Annotated in this window: 12 protein-coding genes; 4 read left to right on the top strand and 8 right to left on the bottom strand. The window is 65.3% G+C overall.

Translation table 11 applies throughout. The features are described from left to right. Positions 1-48 precede the first annotated feature (48 nt). The 4 genes from D7I37_RS14785 (at position 49) to D7I37_RS14770 (ending at position 2,457) form a co-directional block, all read left to right on the top strand. Positions 49-1,284, top strand: a complete 1,236-nt coding sequence (locus D7I37_RS14785) for an FAD-dependent oxidoreductase (protein WP_095100057.1) — start codon at positions 49-51, stop codon at positions 1,282-1,284. A gap of 68 nt (positions 1,285-1,352) precedes the next feature. Next, entirely contained in the window at positions 1,353-1,613 is a 261-nt protein-coding gene (locus D7I37_RS14780; protein WP_061797675.1) for a type II toxin-antitoxin system Phd/YefM family antitoxin, read from the top strand. 1 nt (position 1,614) lies between these two features. Then, positions 1,615-1,920, top strand: a complete 306-nt coding sequence (locus D7I37_RS14775) for a type II toxin-antitoxin system RelE/ParE family toxin (RefSeq protein ID WP_237648800.1) — start codon at positions 1,615-1,617, stop codon at positions 1,918-1,920. Positions 1,921-1,944: 24 nt separating this feature from the next. After that, a complete protein-coding gene (locus tag D7I37_RS14770) occupies positions 1,945-2,457 on the top strand; it encodes a GNAT family N-acetyltransferase (protein WP_095096406.1) in 513 nt (170 codons plus the stop codon). A gap of 294 nt (positions 2,458-2,751) precedes the next feature. Here the strand turns inward: D7I37_RS14770 and urtE are convergent, their stop codons facing one another. The 8 genes from urtE to atzF form a co-directional block, all read right to left on the bottom strand. Further along, positions 2,752-3,450, bottom strand: a complete 699-nt coding sequence (gene urtE, locus D7I37_RS14765; RefSeq protein WP_061797679.1) for an urea ABC transporter ATP-binding subunit UrtE — start codon at positions 3,448-3,450, stop codon at positions 2,752-2,754. A 12-nt stretch (positions 3,451-3,462) separates the two neighbouring features. Then, complete coding sequence (gene urtD, locus D7I37_RS14760) at positions 3,463-4,269, bottom strand: urea ABC transporter ATP-binding protein UrtD (RefSeq protein WP_129543922.1); 807 nt, start codon at positions 4,267-4,269, stop codon at positions 3,463-3,465. After that, the gene (gene urtC / locus D7I37_RS14755) at positions 4,266-5,342 is read right to left on the bottom strand and encodes an urea ABC transporter permease subunit UrtC (protein ID WP_129543921.1); all 1,077 of its coding nucleotides are present in this window, start codon (positions 5,340-5,342) and stop codon (positions 4,266-4,268) included. Before urtC ends, urtD begins: the two co-directional genes overlap by 4 nt. Then, on the bottom strand, positions 5,342-6,922 hold the full coding sequence (gene urtB, locus D7I37_RS14750) for an urea ABC transporter permease subunit UrtB (protein ID WP_129543920.1): 1,581 nt from the start codon (positions 6,920-6,922) through the stop codon (positions 5,342-5,344). The genes urtC and urtB overlap by 1 nt, the downstream gene beginning before the upstream one ends. Positions 6,923-6,987: 65 nt before the next feature. Continuing rightward, a complete protein-coding gene (gene urtA / locus D7I37_RS14745; protein WP_061797684.1) occupies positions 6,988-8,256 on the bottom strand; it encodes an urea ABC transporter substrate-binding protein in 1,269 nt (422 codons plus the stop codon). A 43-nt stretch (positions 8,257-8,299) separates the two neighbouring features. Beyond that, positions 8,300-9,004 carry a GntR family transcriptional regulator gene (locus D7I37_RS14740; protein WP_095096394.1) on the bottom strand — a complete coding sequence of 235 codons (705 nt, stop codon included), beginning with the start codon at positions 9,002-9,004 and terminating at the stop codon, positions 8,300-8,302. Positions 9,005-9,046: 42 nt separating this feature from the next. After that, positions 9,047-12,670 carry an urea carboxylase gene (gene uca, locus D7I37_RS14735; protein ID WP_129543919.1) on the bottom strand — a complete coding sequence of 1,208 codons (3,624 nt, stop codon included), beginning with the start codon at positions 12,668-12,670 and terminating at the stop codon, positions 9,047-9,049. A 2-nt stretch (positions 12,671-12,672) separates the two neighbouring features. Next, a complete protein-coding gene (atzF, locus tag D7I37_RS14730; protein WP_061797687.1) occupies positions 12,673-14,502 on the bottom strand; it encodes an allophanate hydrolase in 1,830 nt (609 codons plus the stop codon). Between the last annotated feature and the right edge of the window lie 176 nt (positions 14,503-14,678).

Raw genomic sequence — 14,678 nt, 5'->3', positions numbered from 1 at the left:
TTCAATGACCATCTGCCGGATGCGGATCGTCTCTCGGAGCCAACCGCCATGTCACCATCCGCGATCACACCTTACGCCACCGCCTGCTGCATCGTTGGCGGCGGCCCGGCCGGACTGATGCTCGGCTACCTGCTGGCGCGAGCGGGAATTAACGTCACGGTGCTGGAGAAGCACGCCGACTTCCTGCGCGATTTCCGCGGCGACACCATTCATCCTTCCACGCTGGAAATCATGCACCAGCTGGGCTTGCTCGATGCGCTGCTCGAGCTGCCGCACCAGCGCGCCGAAACGCTGCACGCCGAGATCGCCGGGCGCGACATTACGCTGGCGGACTTCACCCGCCTGCCGACGCGCTGCAAGTTTATCGCCTTCATGCCGCAGTGGGAGTTTCTCAACTTTCTGGCGGAACAGGCCGCGGCTTTCCCCAATTTTACCTTGATCAAATCGGCGCGGGCGCACCGGCTGTTGTACGATCGCGGCCAGGCATGCGGGGTGCTGGCCGAGACCCCGGCAGGCCCGATACGCGTGCGCTGTCAGCTGGTGGTCGGTACCGACGGGCGCAATTCGCTGGTGCGGGAACAGGCGGCGCTCAGCAGCCAGTCGTTCGGTTCGCCGCGCGACGTGCTGTGGATGAAGCTCGGCAAACTGCCCGGCGATCCGGCCTGGTCGATGGGCCACACCGGGCCGAAGCAAAACTTCATCATGATCGATCGGGGTGACTACTGGCAGTGCGGCTATTCGATCGACAAAGGCAGCTTTGAAACGATCCAACAGGGTGGCCTGGAGAAGTTTCTGCTGCACATCGCCGAAGTGGCGCCGTTTCAGGACGATCGCCTGCAGGAGATCGCCGGCTGGGATCAGGTCAAACTGTTAAGCATTCGCATCGATCGTCTGGATCGCTGGGCGAAGCCGGGGGTGCTGTGCATCGGCGACGCCGCGCACGCCATGTCGCCGATCGGCGGCGTCGGCGTCAACCTGGCGATTCAGGATGCGGTGGCCACCGCCAACGCCATTATTCCGCCGCTGCGCCAGCACCGCCTGCAGCTGAAGCACCTGCGGCAGGTGCAACGCCGCCGCAGCTTCCCCACCAAGGCCACCCAGTTTCTGCAAATTAAAATGAGCCGGCGCCGGCCGAAAAAACGCCGCACCGGCGGCGGCTCCAGCCTGATGACCCGCGTCGGCAACAGCCGCTGGCTGCCGCGCCTGTTCGGCCGCATCATCGGCCTGGGCTTCCGGCGCGAAACGCCGCAGCATCTGTCCAACGAGACCTGCACACCGGAATAACATTGGTGATTTTTTCATCGCACCGTATAATGGTTAAATCGAACGATTTAATTAACTGGAGCGATTAAATGTACGCACTCACCGCGAACGAGGCCAAAACCCAATTCGGCGATTTACTGCTCAAGGCACAGCGTGAACCGGTCCAAATCAATCGCAACGGCAAACCGGTCGCGGTCGTCATGTCGGTAGAAGACTACCAGGCGCTGGAAGATCTCAAATTACGCGCACTGCAGCAAAAAATCGCGCAGGCCACCGCCGAGGAAGACGCGGGTAAGGCGGTAGACGGCGATGCCTTCTTCAACCATCTGCTCACCGATGAAACCGACTGATATGCCCACGTTTCACCTCATCCCGCAGGCCCAACAAGATCTGCTGGCTATTCGTCATTTCACCGTCGAGCACTGGGGCAAAGCACAATCTCGTCGCTATCTTGAGCAGTTGAGAGATGTCATGCATCATCTGGCGGATATGCCGGAAGCGGGTAAAGCCCACTTTCACGATTTGGGCGAAGAGATACGCAGTTTTCCTTACGACAGCCATAGGATCTACTACCGCAGCCGCCCAGCCGGCATTACCGTTCTGGCCGTTCTGCATCAGGCGATGGTGCCCCACCGGCATCTGGAACAACGGCTGTAATTTTTCTTACTCAAAGGGGTCCAGATGTTCACTGTCCGCCAGGCCACCCTCGCCGACGCCGCTCTGGTGAGCGACATCGGCATCCGCACCTATCAGGCGCACTTTGGCGAACTTTGGCGCTACCCGGCGGAGTTGGCCGCCTTTCTGGCGCAAAACTTCTCAATGCCAGTGGTGAGCCAAACGCTGCAAGATCCCGCCGTCTGCTGGCTGCTCTGCCATAAAGCGGAGCGGCTGATCGGCTATGCGCGGCTCAACCTCGACAGCCTGCTGGCGCCAACCCAAACCCGCGGCGCCGAGCTGCAGAAAATCTATTTTTTGCCGGGTTATGCCGGCAGCGGCTATGGCCAGCGCCTGTTCGAACAGGTACAGCAGCGGGCCATCGACCGCCGGCAAAAGACGCTGTGGCTGGAAGTGTTGCAGCGCAACACCGACGCCCAGCGCTTTTACCGGCGCCAGGGGCTGCAGATCTGCGGCGAGACCTGCTACACCAGCGCCCAGGGCTCGATAGGCATCTGGTATATGAGCAAAACGCTGTAATGCGTTCGCACTCCCGGGCCAACGCAGGTCGGCGGGAATCGCGTTGCAGCATCAAAACCAGCAGCGCCAGCGCGCTGGGCAGCGTATACAGCAAGACCCCCAGCTGCACCTCCATCTGGCTTTCGATAACCTTAGCCACCACCCACTCGGCAGAAACATCGATGCAATCGGCCCCGGCCTATGGGTATTGCCCGTCGCCAACCACCTGATTTATTTTCGACAGCAGAGGCGGGAGGTGAATGCTGCATCATTCCCGAGATCCGCTCAGCCAATCCTTTTTAAGCTGACCCAACGTCAAATCGCCACCAGCCCGCGCACCCCGTCTTGCTCCATCGCGCTGCCGGCGCCGCGCTGCACGATGCTGCCGCGCGACATCACCAGGTAGCTGTCCGCCAGTTCGGCGGCGAAGTCATAGAATTGTTCCACCAGCAGGATCGCCATGTCGCCGCGCGCCGCCAGCTGTTTGATCACCGCGCCGATCTCCTTGATCACCGAAGGCTGGATCCCTTCGGTCGGCTCGTCGAGGATCAACAGCTGCGGCCGGCAGGCCAGCGCCCGGCCGATCGCCAGCTGCTGCTGCTGCCCGCCGGAAAGATCGCCGCCGCGCCGATCCTTCATCTGCCGCAACACCGGGAACAGGGCATAAATGTGCTCCGGCACGCTGCGCGCCTCGGCGCCGGAAAAACGCGCCAGGCCCATCAGCAGGTTTTCCTCCACCGTCAGGCGCGGGAAAATCTCCCGGCCCTGCGGCACATAGGCGATGCCGGCCTGCACCCGCTGGTGCGGCTTTTTGCCGTTGATCGCCTGGCCCCGCCAGCTGATGCCGCCGCTGCGCGCCGGGATCAGGCCCATCAGGCATTTCAGCAGCGTGGTCTTGCCCACGCCGTTGCGGCCCAGCAGGCAGGTCACCTCACCGATCCTCGCCTCGAACGACAGGCCGCGCAGGATGTGGCTGCCGCCATAATATTGATTTAATTCACTTACCTGCAGCATAACGGTTGCTCCTCAGCGCCCCAGATACACGTCTATCACCCGCTCGTCGGCCTGCACCTGCGCCAATGAGCCCTCCGCCAACACCTGCCCCTGATGCAGCACCGTCACGTGATCGGCAATGGTTTCCACAAAGCCCATGTCATGTTCCACCACCATCAGCGAATGCTTGCCCGCCAACGAGCGGAACAGTTCGGCGGTGTATTCGGTTTCGGCGTCGGTCATGCCGGCCGCCGGTTCGTCGAGCAGCAGCAGGTGCGGCTCCTGCACCAGCAGCATGCCGATTTCCAGAAACTGTTTCTGCCCGTGCGACAACAGCCCGGCGGGCCGGTGGCGCTCGCGGTCCAGCCGCAGGGTTTGCAGCATTTCGTCGATGCGGTCGCGCTGTTCGCCGCTCAGCCTGGCCCGCAGGCAGGCCCAGACCGATTTCTGCGTTTTCTGGGCAATCTCCAGATTCTCGAACACCGTCAGCGCCTCAAATACCGTCGGCTTCTGGAACTTGCGGCCGATGCCGGCGCGGGCGATCTGCATCGGCTCCAGGCGGGTCAGATCGACGGTCTGATCGTAAAGCACGCTGCCGCTGTCCGGCCGGGTTTTGCCGGTGATCACGTCCATCAGCGTGGTCTTGCCCGCGCCGTTGGGGCCAATCACGCAGCGCAGTTCGCCGACGCCGATCCGTAGCGACAGGTCGGTCAGGGCGCGGAAACCGTCGAAGCTGACGTTGATGTTAGCCAGCGCCAGCACCGGGTCGGTTTGCCGGCGGCGTTTGTCCGCCGGCAGCGGCTGGGTAAACAGCTCGTCGGTAATCTGTTGGCCATTCATGGCGTTTTCCTCCTGCGCAGCAAGCCGATCACCCCTTTCGGCAGAAACAGCGTGACCAGGATAAACATCAGGCCGAGGAAGAACTGCCAGTATTCGGGAATGGCCATGGTGAACCAGCTCTTGGCGCCGTTGACGATGCCGGCGCCGAGCAGCGGCCCCACCAGGGTGCCGCGCCCGCCGAGCGCCACCCAGATGGCGGCCTCGATCGAATTGGTCGGCGACATCTCGCCGGGGTTGATGATGCCTACCTGCGGCACATACAGCGCGCCGGCCAGGCCGCACAGCACCGCCGACAGCGTCCAGACAAACAGCTTGAAGCCTTTCGGATCATAGCCGCAAAACGTCAGGCGGTTTTCCGCGTCGCGCACCGCGGTCAACACCCGGCCGAATTTGCTGCGCGCCAGCACAAAACCGAGAGCCAGGCTGGCGGCCAGCAGCAGCACCGTCGCCAGGAACAGCGCCACCCGGGTGCCGGTAGCGGTAATCGGAAAACCGAGCAGCGTGGTGAAGCCGGTGAAGCCGTTGTTGCCGCCGAAGCCGGTCTCGTTGCGGAAGAACAACAGCATGCCGGCGTAGGTCAGCGCCTGGGTCATGATGGAAAAATACACCCCTTTAATCTTCGAGCGGAAGGCGAAATACCCGAAGACCAAGGCCAGCAGGCCCGGCACCAGCACCATCAGGCACAGCGCCCAGGCGAAGTATTGGGTGCCGCTCCAGAACCACGGCAGTTCGTTCCAGGAAAGAAACGCCATGAACGCCGGCAGCCCGTCGCCCGCCGCCTGGCGCATCAGGTACATGCCCATGGCGTAACCGCCGAGGGCGAAAAACAGCCCGTGGCCGAGCGACAGCAGCCCGGCATAGCCCCACACCAGATCGAGCGCCACCGCCACGATGGCGTAGCACAGGATTTTGCCCGCCAGCGTCAGGGTATAGGTGGAGATCGCCAGCGGGTGATCCGCCGGCAGCAGCGCCAGAAACGGCATGATCAACAGCGCCAGCAGCACCGGCACGCCGATGCTCAGCGCCAGCCGCGGCGCCTTCTGGGCGCCGGTTACGGTCAATGGTTGGCTCATCAGTCGATCACCCTGCCCTTGAGAGAGAACAGCCCCTGGGGACGTTTTTGAATAAACAGAACGATCAGCGCCAGGATCAGGATCTTGCCCAATACGGCGCCGATCTGCGGTTCGAGGATCTTGTTGAGAATGCCGAGGCCAAATGCCGCCGCCACCGTCCCCGCCAGTTGGCCGACGCCGCCGAGCACCACCACCAGGAAAGAATCGATGATGTAGCCCTGCCCCAGCTCCGGCCCGACGTTGCCGAGCTGCGACAGCGCCACCCCGCCCAGCCCGGCGATGCCGGAGCCCAGCCCGAACGCCAACATGTCCACCTGACCGGTGGGCACCCCGCAGCAGGCGGCCATGGCGCGGTTCTGCGTCACCGCGCGCACGTTCATGCCGAGGCGCGTCTTGTTCAGCAACAGCCAGGTCAGCGCCAACACCAGCACCACGAACAGGATCACCGCGATGCGGTTCCACGGCAGCACCAGGTTCGGCAGCAGCTGCACGCCGCCCGACAGCCATGCAGGGTTGGCGACTTCGACGTTCTGGGCGCCGAACAGCACCCGCACCAGTTGGATCAGCACCAGGCTGATGCCCCAGGTGGCCAGCAGGGTCTCCAGCGGCCTGCCGTACAGGTGACGGATCACCGTGCGCTCCAGCGTCATGCCGATGCCGGCGGTGATGGCGAAGGCCACCGGCAGCGCCGCCAACGGGTACAGCGCCAGCCACTGCGGCGCCAGCTGCTGGAACACCCCCTGCACCAGATAGGCCGAATAGGCGCCGAGCATCAGCATTTCGCCGTGCGCCATGTTGATCACCCCCAGCAGGCCGTAGGTGATCGCCAGCCCGAGCGCCGCCAGCAGCAGGATCGAACCGAGCGACAGGCCGGTAAACGCCTGGCCGAGCAGATCGCCGATCATCAGCCGGTGCTGCACGCGGCTCAGGCTGTGCTGCGCCTCGGCGCGCACCGCGGCGTCCGGTTCGTGGGCGGCGTCGCTCAGCGCCTGCAGCCGGGTCTGGGTTTCCGGGTCGCCCGACTCCCCCAGCAGCCGCACCGCGTTAAGCCGCACCTGCGGGCTGGCGTCGCTCAGCTGCAGGTTCGCCAGCGCAATGCTCAGCGCCTCGCGCACCCGGGCGTCTTTTTCCTGCGCCAGCCGTTGGGTCAGCAGCGGCAGCTGGTCGCTTTGCGCCTCGCGCTGCAGCGCGCTGGCGGCCTGCAGCCGCAGCGCCGGATCCCCGCTGACCAGCCGCTGCGCCGACAGCGCATTGGCAATCAGGATGCGCAGGCGGTTGTTCAGCCACAGCTTCTTCGGCGTGCCGACCGGCGCCGCGTCCCCCTCCAGCGGCAGATAACCGTCGCCCTGCAGGACAAAGGCGCGTTTGGCTTCGTCGATCGCCACGTTTTCCTGCTTCAGCGCCTGCAGCAACGGCAGCCGCGCGGCGTCCGGCGCGGCCGCCCAGGCCTGCAGCAGCCTGGCCTGCTGCGTGCGGTTGGCCGCCGCGAAATCATCGGCCGGCCCGGCCTGCGCGAACGGCGGCAGCCAGCACAGCAGCCAAAGCCAGCGGCGAAAATGAAAGAAAAATGGAAGTTGCATCGGCAGCCTCTTCTGTCGGGGGCCGGGCGTGCCCGGCCCATTGCGTTAACGCGGGATGGCGGCTGTTACTTGCCGCCTTTTACCGGGTGATCCGGCTTTTTGTCGTTGCCGGCAATGTACGGGCTCCACGGCTGGGCGCGCACCGGCGCATCGGTCTGCCACACCACGTTGAACTGGCCGTTGCCTTCAATTTCGCCGATCATCACCGGCTTGTGCAGGTGGTGGTTGGTCTGGTCCATGGTCAGGGTGAAGCCCGACGGCGCGGCGAAGGTCTGCCCGGCCATCGCTGCGCGCACCTTGTCGACGTCGGTGGTGCCGGCCTTCTCCACCGCCTGCGCCCACATATGGATGCCGACGTAGGTGGCCTCCATCGGATCGTTGGTCACCGCCGTGGCGTAATTCGGCAGGTTGTGCGCCTTGGCGTAGGCTTTCCATTCGCTGACGAACTGCTTGTTGGTCGGGTTGTCCACCGATTCGAAGTAGTTCCAGGCCGCCAGGTTGCCCACCAGCGGTTTGGTGTCGATCCCGCGCAGCTCTTCCTCGCCGACCGAGAAAGCGATCACCGGCACGTCGGTGGCCTTGAGGCCCTGATTGGCCAGCTCTTTGTAGAACGGTACGTTGGAATCGCCGTTGATGGTGGAGATCACCGCGGTTTTGCCGCCGGCGGAGAATTTCTTGATATTCGCCACTATGGTCTGGTAATCGCTGTAGCCGAACGGGGTGTAAACTTCTTCGATGTCTTTATCCTGTACGCCCTTGCTGTGCAGGAAGGCGCGCAGGATCTTGTTGGTGGTGCGCGGGTAGACATAGTCGGTGCCCAGCAGGAAGAAACGCTTGGCCGAGCCGCCGTCTTCGCTCAGCAGGTATTCCACCGCCGGGATCGCCTGCTGGTTCGGCGCCGCGCCGGTGTAGAACACGTTCGGCGACATCTCTTCGCCTTCGTACTGCACCGGATAGAACAGCAGCCCGTTCAACTCCTCAAACACCGGCAGCACCGACTTGCGCGACACCGAAGTCCAGCAGCCAAACACCGCCGCCACCTTGTCCTGGCTCAGCAGCTGGCGCGCCTTCTCGGCAAACAGCGGCCAGTTGGAGGCCGGATCCACCACCACCGGCTCCAATTTTTTCCCCAACACCCCGCCCTTGGCGTTGATGTCGTCGATGGTCATCAGCGCCACGTCCTTCAGCGGCGTTTCGGAGATGGCCATGGTGCCGGACAGCGAGCTCAGAATGCCGACCTTGATGGTGTCGGCGGCCTGCGCGCTCCAGGCCATCCCCATGCCGAGCACGCTGGCGGACAGCGCAAAAACTTTTATGAAGTGACGACGTTGCATAATTCAAACTCCTGATGTGTGTGAAAAAATGGATAGCGAAAATTCACTCCGCGCGATCAGGTTGTCGCGATCGCGCCTGGTGCAACATATGCAGGGTTATTTTTCGTACTTCGGCCTTGCTGACGGCGATATGCTGCGTGAGCAGCGTTTGCGCCTCTCCGGTTTGGCGTTGCAGGATCGCCCGCAGGATGGCGGCGTGTTCGTTATAGGTGGCGTCGACCCGCGCGCCCTGAGTGAAATCCAGCCGGCGGATGATGCGGATCTTCTCGGTCAGATCGCGGTGGATGCGCGCCATTTCGCCGTTGCCCGCCGCCGCCACCAGCGCCATATGGAACTGTTCGTCGTGCACTGAAACCGCCTTGCCGTCCGCCAGGCGCGGATCGTCGGTCCAGAATTTTCCCAGCGCCGCCAACGCCGGCGGCGTCTCGGTGCGGGCGCACAGCCTGGCCACCGCTTCGCGCTCCAGGACGATGCGCAGGTCGTACAGCTCTTCGAAATAGGCGAAGTCGAACGGCCGCACCTGCCAGCCGCTGCGGAAATGCACCTCGACATAGCCTTCGCGCTCCAGCCGGAACAGCGCCTGACGCACCGGCGTGCGGCTGGCCTGCATGCGCATCGCGACCTCGTTCTCGCTGAAGCGATCGCCCGGCAGCAGTTGAAAATCGAAAATGTCGTCCTTGAGCTGCAGGTAAATGCGCTCCGCCAGCCCTTCCGGCCGCGCTTTACCGCGATTGTTGGTGATTTGCATGGTTACCCTCTCCGCGGGCGCGGCCCGCCGCGCCCGCCGTTATCAACCGGCGTGTTCCAGCCACAGCAACGCATCCCCCGGCCCTACCGGCCGCCCCTGCTGACAGCCGATGCGCTTGACGACCCCGGCGCGCGGCGCGGTGACCGCCAGCTCCATCTTCATCGCTTCGACCACGATCAGCGGCTGCCCGGCCGCCACGCTTTGCCCCGGCTCCACCAGGATCTTCCATACGTTGCCGTTCAGATCGGCGCTGACCAGATAGCCGTCAATCTCCTCTTCGTCGTCATCCGGCGGCAGCAGCTGCGCTTCGGCTTCGTCCTCATCGGCCCGCCAGCGCGCCACTTCGTGGCTGAAGGCCTGCTGCTGCCGCCGCTGGAAATCGGCGATGTCGGCGGCGTTGTCCGCCAGAAAACGCGCGTATGCGGCGAAGTCGAACTCGCTGTCCTCGATGCGCACCTGCGCGCGCCCTTCGCGGAAGGCTTCCCGCTGCGCCTCCAGCTCCTGTTCACTGACCGGGTAGAAACGCACCTGGTCGAAGAAGCGCAGCAGCCAGGGTTCACCGGCGCTGAACTGCGGGTTCTTGAGGAATTTGTTCCAGATCGGCAGCGTGCGCCCGACCAGCTGATAGCCGCCCGGCGAATCCATGCCGTAGATGCACATGTACATGCCGCCGATGCCGACCGTGCCCTCGGCGGTGTGGGTGCGCGCCGGGTTGTATTTGGAGCTCAGCAGGCGATGGCGCGGGTCGATCGGCACCGCGCAGGGCGCGCCGAGATAAACGTCTCCCAGCCCGAGGATCAGGTAACTGGCGTCGAAGATGATGTCGCGCACCTGTTCTCGGCTGCTCAGCCCGTTGATGCGCTGGATGAAATCGACGTTGTTCGGCAGCCAGGGTGCGGATGAGCGCACCGTCTGCTGATAGCGTTCCACCGCGCCCAGCGTGGCGCCGTCCTCGAACGCCATCGGCAGCCAGAGGGTGCGCGTCGGCACCTTCAGCTGGCTGACGTCGCCCAGCGCCTGCTCGCGCGCCAGCAGGCGCTGCAGCAGATCGGCCTGGCCGATCGCCCGGCTGTCGTAACGGATCTGCAGCGAACGCACGCCCGGCGCCAGCTCCGCCACGCCGGGGATCGTCTCCTGACGCAGCGACTGCATCAGCAGGTGGATGCGCAGGCGCAGCGCCAGATCGAGCAGGTTGTCGCCGTACTCCATCAGGATGTAACCGTCCCCCGCCTGGCGGTAGACCACCGCCGGGCGCCCTTCCGCCGCCGGCAACGCCGCCAGCACCGCGGCGGAAACGGTCGCCGCCGGCGTCAGGTCCGGCGCCGGCAAGGTGATGGCCTTCACCGCCGCCAGCGCTTCAATGCTGCCGAGCTGCGCCTGCTCCAGCGACTGCGCCTGTTTGAAACCGATCGGATGGAAGCGAATGCGATCGCCCGGTTTGACCTGGCCGACCTTCCACAGCTCGGCCTTGGCGATGGTCACCGGGCAGACGAAGCCGCCGAGGCTCGGCCCGTCGCGGGTCAGGATCACCGGGAAATCGCCGGTAAAGTTGACCGAACCGATCGCGTACTCGCAGTCGTGCACGTTGGACGGGTGCAGCCCGGCTTCGCCGCCGTCCTGCCGCGCCCAGTCGGGTTTCGGCCCCGCCAGCCGCACGCCGAGGCGGTTGGAGTTGTAGTGCACCTGCCATTCTTCGGCGAAAAACCGCTCGATCGACGCCGGGGTGAAGAAATCCGGCGCGCCGTGCGGCCCGTACAACACGCCGATATTCCACAGGCTGTCGTAGTGCGGGATCAGGCTGGCGTCCATTGCCTGCGGCGCGGCGATCGGCGCCGGAGTGGTGCTGGCCGCCAGCGCCGGCTGGCCGATCGCCAGCATGTCCGCCACCCGCAGCGTGCGGCCGGCGTGGCCGCCGAACTGGCCGAGGGCGAACGTGGAGCGGCTGCCGAGATAAACCGGCACGTCGAACCCGTTGCGCACCGCCAGATAGGTGCGGCAGCCGTGGGTGGCGCGCCCCAGCGTCAGCACCTGGCCGGCCCGAACGGCGATCGGCTGCCAGTAGGCCGTCGGTTCGCCATCCACATCGGCCGGGCAATCGGCGCCGGTCAGGGCGATGACCGCGTCGCAGTGGAAGCGCAGGGTCGGCCCCTGCAGGGTAAACTCCAACCCGGCGGCGTCCGGATGGTTGCCGACGATGCGGTTCGCCAGCCGGAAGGCGAAGTCGTCCATCGGCCCCGACGGCGGCACGCCGATATCCCAGTAGCCGAGGCGGCCGGGGTAGTCCTGCACGCTGCTGTAGGTGCCGGGCTGCAGCACTTCGACGCAGTGCGGCTGGAAGCTGAAGCCGTCCAGCATGCGGGTCCAGACTTCACCGGCGGTGAATTGCGGCGTGGCGATCGCCTGCCGCAGGTAATCGAGGTTGGTGGCGATGCCGTGCAGACGGGTAGCGTCCAGCGCCGCGCTCAGCTTCTCCAGCGCCTGCCGGCGGTCGTCCCCGTGCACGATCAGCTTGGCGATCATCGGGTCGTAGAATGCCGACACCTCGCTGCCGGTCGCCACCCAGCCGTCGACGCGCACTCCGGCGGGGAAATGCACCTCGGTCAGCACGCCGGGGCTGGGCTGGAAGTTTTTCAGCGGATCTTCGGCGTAGAGGCGCACCTCGATCGCCGCCCCCTGCGGCGCGCGCTGCAGCGCCGCCCAGTCCAGCGCATCGCCCGCCGCCACCTGCAGCATGCATTCAATCAGGTCCAGACCGGTGACCATTTCGGTGACCGGGTGCTCCACCTGCAAGCGGGTGTTGACCTCGAGGAAGTAAAACTCGTCGCGCGCGCCGTCGTAGATGAACTCTACGGTGCCGGCGCTGCGATAGTCGACCGACTCGCCCAGCGTGACCGCCGCCCGATGCAGCGCCTGGCGGGTCGCCGCCGGCAGGTTCGGCGCCGGGGTTTCCTCCACCACCTTCTGGTTGCGGCGCTGCAGCGAACAGTCGCGCTCGCCCAGCGCCACCACCCGGCCCTGGCCGTCGCCGAAGATCTGCACCTCAACGTGGCGCGCCTTATCGACAAAGCGTTCGATAAAGGCGCCGGCGTCGCGGAAGAACTGCTCACCGAGCCGTTTTACGCTGTCGTAGGCGTCGCGCAGCGCCGGCTCGTCATCGCAGCGCGTCAGGCCGATACCGCCGCCGCCGGCGGTGGTTTTCAGCATCACCGGATAACCGATGCGCGCAGCGGCGTCGACCGCCTGCTCCACGCTGTCCAGCAGGCCGGTGCCCGGCGTCATCGGCACCTGCGCCACCGCCGCCAGCTCGCGCGCCCGGTGCTTCAGGCCGAACTCGCGGATCTGCGCCGCCGTCGGGCCGATAAAGGCGATGCCCGCCGCGGCGCAGGCGTCGGCGAATTCGGCGCTCTCGGACAAAAAACCGTAGCCGGGATAGATCGCCTGGGCGCCGGTGGCGGCCGCGGCGGCCAGGATTTTGTCGATGCGCAGATAGCTGTCGGCGGCTTTTTCACCGCCGAGCGCCACCGCCCGATCGGCCTCGGCCACGTGCGGCGCATTGCGGTCGGCGTCGGAGTAAACCGCCACGCTGGTCACCCCGAGACGCTTCAGGGTGCGGATGGCGCGGCAGGCGATTTCGCCGCGGTTGGCGATCAATACGGTAGTAAACATGTTCATGCCCCCTTAACGCTGGCGAGATAGTCGCGCCAGCCGCCAAACTCAGTGATATCCGTGGCGCCTGCCAGCGCCCAGGGTTCGCAGATAAAGCCCTTCACCCGACGGCCGTCGGCCAGCAGCAGCGTGCCGATGCCCAGCGGCGCCGGAATTTCGGCCACGAACTCGCCGAAGCGCGCCAGCGGGATATCCCACAGTTCGACGCTGATGGCCGCGCCCTGCGCGTCGCGCACCAGACCCGGCTTCGGCGGCTGGGTATCGGCCAGCGCGTACAGCCGGTAGCACGGCGCGGTGAGGGTCTGCTCGACCTGCACCGCAGCGCGCTGCGTCAGCTGGAAATTGAGCGGCATGCCGCTAAGGTGAGCGCCCACTACCGCCACCCGCACATGCTGCGTCGAGGGTGTCGCCGCCGGCTCGGGCGGCAGTGCCCGCCCGGTGGCGCCGAGCGGCAGGTTTTGCCGGCGCTGCCAGCGCTGGCCGAACGCCGCCAGCGCCCGGTCATGCCAGGCCGGCGCAATCAGGGTGATGCCGGCGGGCAGGCCGTCTTCGCGCAGCGGCGCCGGCAGCGCCAGCGCGCTCAGATCCGCCAGGTTGGTGAAGTTGGTGTAGGTGCCGAACTGCGAGTTGAACAGCACCGGCTCCTGGGCCATCTCAGCCAGGGTGCGGATGGTCGGCGACGTCGGCACCACCAGCGCGTCGAACGGCGCCAGCCGCTGCGCGATTTGCCGCGCCAGTTCGGCGCGCAGGTATTCCGCCTTATAGGCATCGCAGGCGCTGTACGCCAACCCGTTGCTGACGATGCCGCGCACCACCGGATCGATGGCCTGGGGGTTGTTTTGCAACATCGCCTCGACCGCGACGGTACGTTCCGCCACCCAAGGGCCGTAATAGAGCTGCTCCGCCAGTTGGCGAAACGGCGTGAAGTCGATGGGTTCCAGCGTGGCACCGCCGCGCTGCAGCTGGGCCAGCGCCCGGTGAAATGCCCGCTCGGCCTGCTCGTCGCCGAAAAACTCCAGCCGATCGGGCACGGCGAAGCGCGGCGCGGCGGGAATATCCGCCGGCGCGCCGTTCGGGTTGCAACGGGAGTAAGGATCTGCGGCGTCGAAGCCGCCCGCCAGTTCGGCCACCCGCGCCGCATCGGCCACCGTCAGCGCAAACACCGACACCGCGTCGTTCAGCCGGCAAGCCGGCACCACGCCGCGGTTGGACAACCAGCCCTTGGTCGGCTTCAGGCCAACGATATTATTGAAACCGGCCGGCACGCGCCCGGAGCCGGCGGTGTCGGTGCCCAGAGCAAACGGCATCAGGCCGCGCGCCACCACCGAAGCGGAGCCGGAGCTGGAGCCGCCGCTGACGTAGCGTTCGTCGAAGCTGTTGACCACTGCGCCGTGCGGCGAGCGAGTGCCGACCAACCCTGTAGCGAACTGGTCGAGGTTGGTTTTGCCCATCACCACCGCGCCGGCGGCGCACAGGTTGGCCACCACGGCGGCATCCGCCTGCGCCCGATAGCTGAACGCCGGGCAGGCGGCGCTGGTTGGCCAGCCGCCGACGTCGATATTGTCTTTTACCGCAAAGGGCACGCCGAACAGCGGCAACCGGCTGAGATCGCCGGCGACCGCTTCCAGCCGCCGCGCCAGCTGCAGATACTGGCTTTCCCGCTGTTCCGGGGTAGCCAGATACAGCCAGGCGCGGTCATTCAGGCTCAGGCCGGCGGCCAACGCCTCCAGCGCGGATCGCACGCCGGCGAGCCGTTCGCCCGCCGGGCACGTTTGATAATGGTGTTGCCATTCACCGAGGGTGAAACCGCAGAGATCAACAGGCTGAGTCATGGGTTGAATTCCATCTGGTACACAAGATGGGATTCAACAGAGCAACCGGCGTGCCAGTTTTTAATCTCATGATTTCAATAAATTATAATTAAAACTTATGACGCGAAAGTAAAAAAACTGCACCAGCGGCGCGCAGCGGCCGGACAAAAAGAGTGCAAAAAAAAAGCGCCGTCTCG

The sequence above is a fragment of the Serratia sp. 1D1416 genome, from assembly GCF_003641105.1.
In the GTDB taxonomy this organism is placed as follows: domain Bacteria; phylum Pseudomonadota; class Gammaproteobacteria; order Enterobacterales; family Enterobacteriaceae; genus Serratia; species Serratia ficaria.
Note: the sequence above shows the minus strand (reverse complement) of the source record. Positions and strands in the feature narration are given on the sequence as shown.

What these genes read in the sequence shown, in the direction of transcription:
- urtA (WP_061797684.1), bottom strand. Translation starts at nt 8,256, where the DNA reads ATGCAACGTCGTCACTTCATAAAAGTTTTTGCGCTGTCCGCCAGCGTG.
- urtC (WP_129543921.1), bottom strand. Translation starts at nt 5,342, where the DNA reads ATGAGCCAACCATTGACCGTAACCGGCGCCCAGAAGGCGCCGCGGCTG.
- D7I37_RS14780 (WP_061797675.1), top strand. Translation starts at nt 1,353, where the DNA reads ATGTACGCACTCACCGCGAACGAGGCCAAAACCCAATTCGGCGATTTA.
- D7I37_RS14740 (WP_095096394.1), bottom strand. Translation starts at nt 9,004, where the DNA reads ATGCAAATCACCAACAATCGCGGTAAAGCGCGGCCGGAAGGGCTGGCG.
- urtE (WP_061797679.1), bottom strand. Translation starts at nt 3,450, where the DNA reads ATGCTGCAGGTAAGTGAATTAAATCAATATTATGGCGGCAGCCACATC.
- D7I37_RS14785 (WP_095100057.1), top strand. Translation starts at nt 49, where the DNA reads ATGTCACCATCCGCGATCACACCTTACGCCACCGCCTGCTGCATCGTT.
- D7I37_RS14775 (WP_237648800.1), top strand. Translation starts at nt 1,615, where the DNA reads ATGCCCACGTTTCACCTCATCCCGCAGGCCCAACAAGATCTGCTGGCT.
- D7I37_RS14770 (WP_095096406.1), top strand. Translation starts at nt 1,945, where the DNA reads ATGTTCACTGTCCGCCAGGCCACCCTCGCCGACGCCGCTCTGGTGAGC.
- atzF (WP_061797687.1), bottom strand. Translation starts at nt 14,502, where the DNA reads ATGACTCAGCCTGTTGATCTCTGCGGTTTCACCCTCGGTGAATGGCAA.
- uca (WP_129543919.1), bottom strand. Translation starts at nt 12,670, where the DNA reads ATGTTTACTACCGTATTGATCGCCAACCGCGGCGAAATCGCCTGCCGC.
- urtD (WP_129543922.1), bottom strand. Translation starts at nt 4,269, where the DNA reads ATGAATGGCCAACAGATTACCGACGAGCTGTTTACCCAGCCGCTGCCG.
- urtB (WP_129543920.1), bottom strand. Translation starts at nt 6,922, where the DNA reads ATGCAACTTCCATTTTTCTTTCATTTTCGCCGCTGGCTTTGGCTGCTG.